We start from the raw sequence: 9506 nt of genomic DNA on the forward strand, positions 1-9506 counted from the left end.
TTGCGAGCTGGGGCAAAGCAGATATAGCGCATATGGAGGAGCGTAGTTTCTTATTAAAGAATGGACAGAGCTACACGGCTCCATCCATCAAGCCTCAACTGGATTGCTCTTATGGTGAACTTCACCGGCAGTTGACCAGCGTAAAATCCTTCGATGACCTGAAGGCTGTTGTTGCCAACAGAGCCGCAACGAATATTACCCCAAAAGAGCAAGGCCGGTATCAGGGGGCATTGAGTGCTGTACTGAGAGGCATGGCCAAGAATCCGGATTTTGCTGGTGATCTCCATACAGGCTATCTGGATTACGCATTGCAGGGAGATCGGGGGATAAAGAATGAAATCATTAATCTTCGGAATAAAACGCTCACAGGTGCCCTGGAGCGAAGATTGGACCGACTAAAGCGAAGATAGATACCCCAAAAATACTGGCCTGAATGCTATCAGTTTTAACCCGCATGTTTATTGTGGGGACTGAGGCTTTTCCAGCTGATCCCAGACTGGGCTGCCCCAGAGCGGAACCGTAGTCATTGAGTGTTTTGCACTGCCTTCCGTTTCTTTTGTTGAGTAACTGAGATAGATCAGGGTTTTATTTTTCTCATCCCAGATGCGCCGTATTTTCAGGTTCTTCCACAGGATGCTTTTTGATGTCTTAAAGACTACTTCACCGCTCTTGGACCTATTGATGGTATTAATCATTGCCAGTGTGATGGGGCCCGCCTGTCGACAGGAAATACTCATATCGGAAGGATCGGATAAATCAAGATTTCCCTCTACATGGGAGATATGGCAGGTCACACCGGTGACCACTGGGTCGGTAAAAGTTTCTATCTTGATGTCTTTAGTAGTGAACAGACCAAGACTGACATCACCGACCTCATTGTCTGAGCAGCCAGTTAAAAGAATGGAGGTGATTAACAGGGAAGTCGCTAAAGGACGCATGTGGTTTAACCGTTAGATAAGTGGTTCAGCCTGCGGGGCAGGCTTACAGGCTGAACAGGTGACGTAGGTTGGGTCGAGCGAATGCGAGCCCCAACAAACTATCCGCTCTGCAATCATCGGTAAAATTGTTGGGGCTCACTCCGTTCGACCCAACCTGCATGTCAAACGCATTGAAACCATGTACTAGTAAAGAACGCGGCAACGAATAGTGCCTTCGATCTGCCTTATCTTCTGCATTGCCATTTCACTGTGTTCAGCATCAACATCAATCACTACGTAACCAACGGATTCATTGGTCTGCAGGTACTGGCCACTGATGTTTATACTGTTGTCAGAAAGAATCTGGTTAATCTGACCCAGAATACCCGGAGTATTCTGGTGGATATGCAGAAGGCGATGTTTGCCAAGGTGAGCAGGCAGAGCGACTTCAGGGAAGTTTACAGACGACAATGTAGAACCAGTGTCGCTGTACATAATAAACTTTTCGGCGACTTCCCTGCCAATATTCTCCTGGGCTTCTTGAGTGCTACCACCAATATGGGGCGTCAGGATGACATTTTTCATTCCGCGCAAAGGACTGATGAACTCGTCACCATTACCCCTGGGCTCTTCCGGGAATACATCAATTGCTGCACCCAGCAGTTTGCCATTCTTCAGGTACTCTGCCAGTGCTTCAATAACGATAACGGAGCCGCGAGAAGCGTTAATCAGAATGCTGTTGTCTTTCATTGCGGCAAACTGTTCTTCATTAAACATCCATTGAGTATCACTGGTTTCCGGAACGTGCAGACTGACGATATCGCACATACCCAGCAGCGTATTCAGGTTATTAACCTGAGTAGCATTCCCCATGGATAGCCTGGTGACTACATCATAGAAATACACTTCCATCCCAAGGGATTCAGCCATAATACTCAACTGACTGCCGATATTTCCGTAGCCAATGATGCCGAGTTTCTTGCCTCTGATTTCATGGGAGTTCGTTGCTGTTTTCTGCCAGCCGCCCTGATGTGAAATCGCATTCTTTTCCGGAATTCCACGCAGTAACAATACGGCTTCAGCCAGAACAAGCTCAGCCACAGAGCGGGTATTTGAGTACGGAGCATTGAAAACAGGAATACCACGTCGTGTAGCTGCCGGAAGTTCGATCTGGTTAGTCCCGATGCAGAAGCAACCCACGGCACAGAGTTTTTTGGCGGCGTCAAAAATTTCTTCGGTTAATTGCGTCCGGGATCGGATGCCAACAAAGCGTGCATCAGCAATTCGCTCTTTAAGTTCTGCTGGTGACAAAGAAGTAGTGACATAGTCGATATTGGTATAACCAGAAGCTTTCAGAAGATCGACAGCAGACGAGTGGACACCTTCCAGCAGGAGAAAACGGATCTTGCTCTTATCCAGCGATATTTCGGACATATCAATCTCTTTTTTATTAGCTCATGGCTGCTATTAGCTTATGGCTGCTATTAGCTCATGGCTGTTTCGCTAATCGTTTTCATACAGCATCAGAGGCTGACCCCTGGCTGCGTCAGGCGGGACATCATAGCATAGGCTGTATGATGGTACTTGCTGCCAGCTATGAATTATTTTATGAGAACAACAAGCTCCGGCGCGAGATTCAGGGCAAAGGAATGGAACTTTTTCTTATGCGAAAGGTCGAAATATACATATTCGTACAAATTATCGCCTGCCTAAGAGGAACTGCGATTGATTGTAACTGTCTGATTTTATAAATAAAAAGCAATAAAGGAGTATTGATTGTGGATGTTACTGGGGTGTTTGTTTGTCATGATTCATCAATTTCCGGTGTACGTCAGGAGGCAACGGAAAAGAATACCCCATCTGTCTGGGGGAGAATCGTCAGAGTTATTGCGCCAATAATGGCCATCGGCGGTGCTGTCGCTGCGTGTCTGGTCAGTGGCGGGCTCTTTATCGGACTGTCGGCTGCTGTTGCTGTGGTGGGAGGCGTTGCATCTATCTATTTGCTTTATAAATCCATATCAGATCGCCATGTCTCGACAGAGCCTAAATCGTACCCTCAGGCAAATGCAGGATCAGCTGCTACAACAACTACCCGTACCGGGCCAGTCCTTTCTACTGCAGCAGACTCTGCGCTTTCAGTGGCATCAAAGCCTTTCGTGATGCAGGCACAAAGAGCGCCTGATCCCGGATCTGTCAGTTTCTCCTTTCCAGGGGTACCAAGTATAACAACACCTGTTCCTGATAATCCCCGGGCAATTAGCTCACCCTTGGTAATGCCGTGGTTTTTACCTGCGCAAGATTATGTTGGTATTCCGTACAGCGGCTCAGCCCGGGATACTCCGTTTGTAGCTGAGTATACTCAAGATCCTTTGGGAGTAACGGCTAAAAATTTGCCGGGGACACCCATGCCTGCTTTTATTAAAACCGGTGAGAAGGATTCAACACCTGCAGATTCCTCATCAGAAACTGAAACTTCTTTTGCCCCGGCTCTTTGCAAAAATGAGTTTAAAAATGAACATCAGCCTTTCACAAAAGTGCAAATGACAAATGGAAATTGGGTAGAGCTGCTTAATACACTACCTGAAGAAGTCGCAAATCAGTTATTGCCAGCAAGGAGTAATTTCAGCACCAATGCAACAGGTCGTATTAGTCGTAATAAGATGTCAGATGCTGCAATCAGGTCACTCAGAATTGAACCAAATGATGTGACTGATAAATCAAAATCTTGTTACTTTGGAGCGGGAGAATATGGCAAGGTCAAGTTTGCAAGATTGGTTAATACCGGGGAAATAATTGCCGCAAAAAAAATGAGGCATTTACAATATGACTATGCTGAAACAGTGGAGAAAGAAGTACGAATTCAAAAACAGGCGGGCTCCTCTACTCTTAAAATTCATGGCGTTGCTCACCGAAAAAATAGTAAAGGCGAAAATCAGTCTATTATCTTCATGGAAATCGCCGCTGGTTCCTGTCCCGACAGAGAGGAATTGCATAAATTTGGCAAGCACCGACCAGAGCTGGCTTTGTCGTTGCTGAAAAAGGTCAATACTGCTGTAAAAAACCGTTCTTTTCATCTGGATTTACGATGGGAAAATGTCGTACTTAATTCAGGTGACGTCAAATCTGATCAATGCAATCTTAAACTGCTGGATTTTGGTATGGCAGAAACATCAGAACAGATCGAACCAACTTATTGCAGCATTAGTAATCCTATGCTACCCGTAAGAGTAGCTCCGGAATTGGTTGTACAGCGTGAAAATATAAGCTCTGAAAAGGTCGTTGTATGGGAGGTGGGACTAATGATCCTTGACTTGTTCACCAAAAATAAACAAACACGCCATGTTTTTAACGATAAAGATCTTAAATGGCATCCGCCTGGCAATGATGAAACGAATCAGACGATATACAACGATTGCGTATTACAAGCCTTCTCCACGACAGATCCTAATGGTTTCCAAACAGAATTCCAGCGTTACCTGCCTGTTGTGCAAAACATGCTGTCGTATAAACCGGAAGACCGCATGGGGATTCAAAAGGCTATTGAAACCTTTGAGCGCCTGATAGAGGGAGACAGAAACTCCCGTCAGAAATACGCATAAGAGGATAGAAAAGAGGACAGGGCGAAAACTTCAGGGTAGAAAACAAATGCGGGTGGGTAATTCTGGCTGACAAACACCAAGCCTGAAACAGTAATACGTCAGTAGTCTTATATTGGTTTTTCCTCGCTCCCACGCTCTGCGTGGTAGCGTTACACCCATCAACAAGCACGGTGCCTGTGGTTGGCTATCGTTCCCACGCAGAGCGTGGGAACGAGGTCAGGGCTGTTCGTCAATCATTTGCATGTTGCACTTCAGCCTGACCCCGGTTGCGTCAGGCGGGACATCATAGCATAGGCTGTGTGGGAGATGGTACGCACTTGCGGATGGCGTTGAGCTTATCCCCCGCTCCCACGCAGAGCGTGGGGACGAGGTCAAAGCGGGGCACGAGAAGTGCCTTAAGTTTTTCCAGTGGTTAAATGCCCATGCTGGAGAGCGTTATCATCAATTGTCTGATGGCCTGAGTTAAGGCTGGGTGATCCTCGCTGAAGCGGATGGCCTCCTGTTCCAGCTGCTCATTGTATCCCTGAATGGGGATCTCCCCTTCAGCCTGAGCCACAGCGATTTTAATTTCGTCCGTTATCTGCTTTAAAGAACCCGCTGTGCACTCATCCACGGGTAAGCCTTCAATAATATTGTGAAGTTTCTGAATATTGAGCTGCAGCTTATCTGACATACTATGCTCCTTCCACTATAGGCATTTATGATAGTACTACAGTGTATTAAAAGTGAGATGCTTTAACTGCTCCCTGAGCCATGGGACAATAGATCCTGACTTGGGGATGATATGTTTAACTGTAAACACTTTCTGCTATCCCGACAAAGCTTCAGGCTCAGTGAAACGAAGAATAAATATCCGAATGATGTTGGCGCCTATCATGCGTTCCATTTTTCATCATTGGAATTAACAAAGGATGCACTATGAAGTACAGGCACCGCTGGATCAGTGGCGACCGTATTGACCTTCCTGTCGGCAAGGTGGTTTGTGTAGGGCGTAATTATGCTGCACATATTCAGGAACTGAATAATCCACTGCCCGATGATCCAGTTTTATTTATTAAGCCAGCCACTGCGATGGTCAATCTTGATCAGTCTGTACCCTTGCCACGGAACCGTGGTGAGATTCACCATGAGGCTGAAGTCAGTCTGTTGATCAAGGATACGTTGACCAACGCCAGTGAGTTCGAAGCCAATCAGGCCATTATGGCGATGGGCCTTGGCCTGGATTTGACACTCAGGGATCTTCAGAGCAAGCAAAAGGCGAAAGGACTGCCCTGGGAGGTCGCCAAAGCCTTTGATAACAGTTGCCCGTTATCCGGATTTGTTGCGGTTGAGCATGTAAAGAGCCCGGAAAGTCTTGAGTTTTCCCTGAAGGTGAATGGTGAACTGAGGCAGCAGGGGACGACAGATCACATGCTGACCTCCATTCCCGGCCTTTTGAGCTATATCAGCAGGCATTTCACGTTACTGCCAGGTGATATAGTGCTTACGGGGACGCCTGCCGGGGTTGGGCCACTCAACCCCGGAGATGAGTTGGAGCTGACTATGAACGGAACGTTTACTACCCAGACCCGGTGTACATAAAGGGGTAAGGATTTGTCCCTGAATAATTTGTCTGTTTTCGCCGCCCGCCGCCCGCCACCCCAAAAAGATAAGACTCGTGCGTTTACGGGCAGCGGGAGGCGGAAAGCGCCTCGCTCAGAGTGAACGGAAACTGAGTTCAAAATGGGTAAGTTATTTCAGGACAAATCCTAAGGAGCGGAGGCTTTCGCTGGTTACTCGTTGATTCTGTTAAAGTCCTGAAGATAACATCAGATATGAATAAGGATGCAGATAACTCCGGGACCGTATTTTCGTGACTAAGCCCAGTACTGAACTTAATCTCTACATATTGTTAGCTGAGGATAATCCCGTCAATCAGCTGGTAACCGGTAAGCTTCTGGAGAAGCTGGGTTGCAGTTATGTGGTGGTTGGCAATGGCCATGAGTGCCTTGATTGCCTGAAAGATGATCATTATGACCTGATTCTGATGGATTTCCTGATGCCGGAAATGGACGGGCTTGAGGCAACTCGGAAAATCAGGGCTTCCGGTGGACATTGTGCGGATATCCCGATAATTGCTCTGACAGCCAAGGCGATGACTTCCGATGAGCAGGCATGTCTGGACGCAGGAATGAGTGATTATATTGATAAGCCGGTGAGTCTTGAACGGATGAAGACGTTACTCTCCGGGTGGGCAGAGAAGATCAGAGGCTCCTGATCTTCTTCTCTCTGGAAACACTCTTTAGAAAAAACAGGTTCTACTTAAGAATTTCTGACCCTCCGGGTTCGCCCTCCTCGATCAATGGCAACAAAGACCATGGTGGTTTCGGTCAGTTTTTCCCAGCCATGATGATTTTCAATCCAGCCCTCAACCACAACCGTGATGGATGTTTTTCCGATGTCTGTCACACGGGTAAAGAATCCGATCAGGTCACCGGTCTGAACGGGTCTTAGAAAACTCATGCTACCAATGCTTACCGTCACTACTCTGGCACCATTGGAGGCTTTTCGGGCGCACACTTCACCCGCCTGATCCAGATGCATGGTTACCCAGCCCGCGTAGACATCACCGCTGCTGTTAACGGAACGATGGTCTGCCAGAACTTTCAGTGTCATTTCTCCCTGGGGGGCAGGAGCGCTGTCAAGGCTTTCATTACTGGCACTCATGTTTGGACTCCGGTGTTTTTATTGTTGTTGGCTGACGGTTTTCAGGGGGAGTTTATCGTTTCTGGTGATGAATTTCAGCGAAATATAGAGGAAAAGGCGGGTTGAACCGGGCTTGCCTGCTATTCATTAGCAGACGTCATTTTTTTAGGGAACATCAGCCATAAAAAAACAATAATTCTGGTTTTTGGAACCATGCAGAAAACAACTGGTCATATAGTTCAGCTGGTTGACTGGTCAACCAGTGCTTGAATGATGCACTTTAATCGTACCCATCTAAATTATTGAAGCAGTGAGGTATAGTCATGACGCAACCAGCGAGTAACATGAACCAGGGGGGAGCCGGGTTCTATGTTAATACCGGTAATGGAAATGGAAATGGAAGCTCTACAGATAAGAATCCATTGGGATCTGTTGCGCAAGTTGAGGCAAAAAAGAACGTTCCTGAAGCTGCTTTATTAGTCCCGGGTAAAAGTCTTGAACAAAGAATACCTGCAAATTGCCCTGAGTCACCAGCTTCAGGTAAGGCAGCTGATGCGGTTGAGCTAAAGATAATAGATCGCAGTGAATGGATTGATAACGATACTATTTGTAGTGTTTTTAAACAAAAAGGATTTAAGGTAAGAGAGGTCGAACTAATTTGTTTTGGTATGGATAGATATCAAGAAAATATCAAAATAATTGGTAGGATAGCGGATGATTATTTTTACCTCAGTGTACACGTAGAAGTTGACCCAGAGGGAATGGGTCCTGACACTTTTAAAACTACTAGCAAACATGCTGATAATGTTGAGGGGTTATTAAAGAAATTAGATAAGGATGATTTAAATATTAATTTTGTCAAAGGTTCAAAAAATAGAAGGGAGGTGATTGCTCACCTCTTGAAATTGTGGGGTGAGTATTCGCGATAAAATAATCAGGTTAAAGTATCAAAAAAATTGAGTCTTGATGCAGGAGAAAAATACCCTCATGAAGATGAAATTATCAGTCCAGGTAAATTGTTATTGGCTGCAGAGGTCGATTTCTATCCTGAATTCGTATCATTAGTGCATAACCTCTGAAACCAAAAGGATGCCAGAGCCCTGATTTGTCATGAGCGTAGTTCAGCGTTAGAAAGTGGAATTGGTATTATTCGCGATTAAATCATGACCTCATTATCACTCACGCATTGCATGGCAATTCAGTGCTTATCATTATTGTTTTTCAGTTTGAAAAACAGGCAATTCCCGAGTCGTTGAACTATCTTTGGACAGAAGTCGTACTTCGCAAGTCGTTTAGAGGTTCACGCCAATGGCATCGTCCTGGGTACTGGTTGCTGATAACAGTCAAGCCAAGGTCTATCGTTTTGATGGGCATAAGAGAGAGCTGGACCTGGTTGACCAGGTTGATCACGAAGAGGGTCGGTGGAAGCGGCAGGAGTTTGTGACGTCCGGGCCTGGCCATTCTGTGACATCTTCCGGCAGCCACAGCAACCGCAGTGTGGGTACTGATAACTCACCGAAAGAAACCGAGTCAGCCAGTTTTTCCCGAATGCTGGCAACATCCATTAACCATGCCCATAACCTGCATCAGTTTGAGACTCTGTGCATCTGCGCACCTCCCGGTCTGCTGGGTGAGATTCTGCCACTTGTTGACAAACATGTACCCCAGGGCGATCACATCAATAAAGATCTGGTTCATGAGAGTCCGGGGGAACTGCTTGAGCGTCTCACAGAGTTTAATTGAGAGAACTTCATTGAGTCTGCATGCTGATGAACCGGGCGGTCGTTGTTATAAATCGGGTTTGTTATGAATCGGTATAGAGAACTGGAAGAGCTGGATATTGAGTTTCAGGAGGCTGAAAGTGCCTGGCTGGACGCTAAAGATGATGAGAACCTGTCAGAGCAGGATAGACAGACGTTTCTAAGTAAGTTGCATCACTGCCTTGAGAGACGAAAAGCACATATTACCAGGCACTGGCATGATCCGGCTTACTACGATAAGGGGTATTTAACGATTGACTGACTTCCTTCGGATAGCCTGTTAGCTTCCCGAAAAAGCACAGGCGGTTCCGGCTTTTTCGGGCAACGGGGAGCGGGCAGCGTTCGTTTATTTAGCGGTAAGCACTGAAAATATCTTCCACGGTACCATCGCTGTTCATGGTATCCAGTGCAGACTGCAGACGTTTGACAACTTCATCTGGTACAGACGGATTCAGTGCCAGATAATCATCCGTCGAACCCACTTCAAAGAGTGGCTTGATGGTTGGGATTTTCTCCTTCTGGGCATAATAGTAACCACTGAATTC

The 9506-nt window shown here is 46.4% G+C and carries 11 protein-coding genes and 1 pseudogene; 7 read left to right on the forward strand and 5 right to left on the reverse strand.

The features are described from left to right. Positions 1–410: hypothetical protein (locus RM811_RS22890; protein WP_402528901.1), on the forward strand; the 410-nt coding region annotated here is incomplete at its 5' end. Between the two features lie 48 nt (positions 411–458). On the opposite strand, the gene RM811_RS22895 is transcribed toward RM811_RS22890, so the two are convergent. Together RM811_RS22895 and serA are read right to left on the reverse strand one after the other, a co-directional pair. Then, positions 459–938 carry a CreA family protein gene (locus tag RM811_RS22895; protein WP_402528903.1) on the reverse strand — a complete coding sequence of 160 codons (480 nt, stop codon included), beginning with the start codon at positions 936–938 and terminating at the stop codon, positions 459–461. A gap of 183 nt (positions 939–1121) precedes the next feature. After that, the gene (gene serA, locus RM811_RS22900; RefSeq protein ID WP_402528904.1) at positions 1122–2351 is read right to left on the reverse strand and encodes a phosphoglycerate dehydrogenase; all 1230 of its coding nucleotides are present in this window, start codon (positions 2349–2351) and stop codon (positions 1122–1124) included. A gap of 344 nt (positions 2352–2695) precedes the next feature. Here serA and RM811_RS22905 point away from each other — a divergent pair, with 344 nt between their 5' ends. Beyond that, positions 2696–4516: a protein kinase domain-containing protein gene (locus RM811_RS22905; RefSeq protein WP_402528907.1), complete on the forward strand. Its 1821-nt coding sequence runs from the start codon at positions 2696–2698 to the stop codon at positions 4514–4516. Between the two features lie 412 nt (positions 4517–4928). Here RM811_RS22905 and RM811_RS22910 read toward each other — a convergent pair whose 3' ends face one another. Then, entirely contained in the window at positions 4929–5189 is a 261-nt protein-coding gene (locus RM811_RS22910) for a DUF4404 family protein (protein WP_402528909.1), read from the reverse strand. A 245-nt stretch (positions 5190–5434) separates the two neighbouring features. On the opposite strand from RM811_RS22910, the gene RM811_RS22915 reads away from it, so the two are divergent. Further along, a complete protein-coding gene (locus RM811_RS22915; RefSeq protein ID WP_402528911.1) occupies positions 5435–6097 on the forward strand; it encodes a fumarylacetoacetate hydrolase family protein in 663 nt (220 codons plus the stop codon). Between the two features lie 271 nt (positions 6098–6368). After that, complete coding sequence (locus RM811_RS22920) at positions 6369–6773, forward strand: response regulator (RefSeq protein WP_402528913.1); 405 nt, start codon at positions 6369–6371, stop codon at positions 6771–6773. A gap of 44 nt (positions 6774–6817) precedes the next feature. Here the strand turns inward: RM811_RS22920 and RM811_RS22925 are convergent, their stop codons facing one another. After that, positions 6818–7222 carry an acyl-CoA thioesterase gene (locus RM811_RS22925; protein ID WP_402528915.1) on the reverse strand — a complete coding sequence of 135 codons (405 nt, stop codon included), beginning with the start codon at positions 7220–7222 and terminating at the stop codon, positions 6818–6820. A 302-nt stretch (positions 7223–7524) separates the two neighbouring features. Here RM811_RS22925 and RM811_RS22930 point away from each other — a divergent pair, with 302 nt between their 5' ends. The 3 genes from RM811_RS22930 (at position 7525) to RM811_RS22940 (ending at position 9223) form a co-directional block, all read left to right on the forward strand. Continuing rightward, positions 7525–8130: a hypothetical protein gene (locus RM811_RS22930; protein WP_402528917.1), complete on the forward strand. Its 606-nt coding sequence runs from the start codon at positions 7525–7527 to the stop codon at positions 8128–8130. 379 nt (positions 8131–8509) lie between these two features. Beyond that, complete coding sequence (locus tag RM811_RS22935; RefSeq protein ID WP_402528918.1) at positions 8510–8944, forward strand: host attachment protein; 435 nt, start codon at positions 8510–8512, stop codon at positions 8942–8944. Between the two features lie 63 nt (positions 8945–9007). Then, positions 9008–9223, forward strand: coding sequence for a hypothetical protein (locus RM811_RS22940; protein ID WP_402528920.1), 216 nt, complete (start codon positions 9008–9010; stop codon positions 9221–9223). An 88-nt stretch (positions 9224–9311) separates the two neighbouring features. On the opposite strand, the pseudogene RM811_RS22945 reads toward RM811_RS22940, so the two are convergent. Continuing rightward, positions 9312–9506: pseudogene (locus RM811_RS22945) on the reverse strand (amino acid ABC transporter substrate-binding protein); the annotation flags it as partial.

It is taken from the genome of Endozoicomonas sp. (genome assembly GCF_031844845.1).
GTDB lineage: Bacteria > Pseudomonadota > Gammaproteobacteria > Pseudomonadales > Endozoicomonadaceae > Endozoicomonas.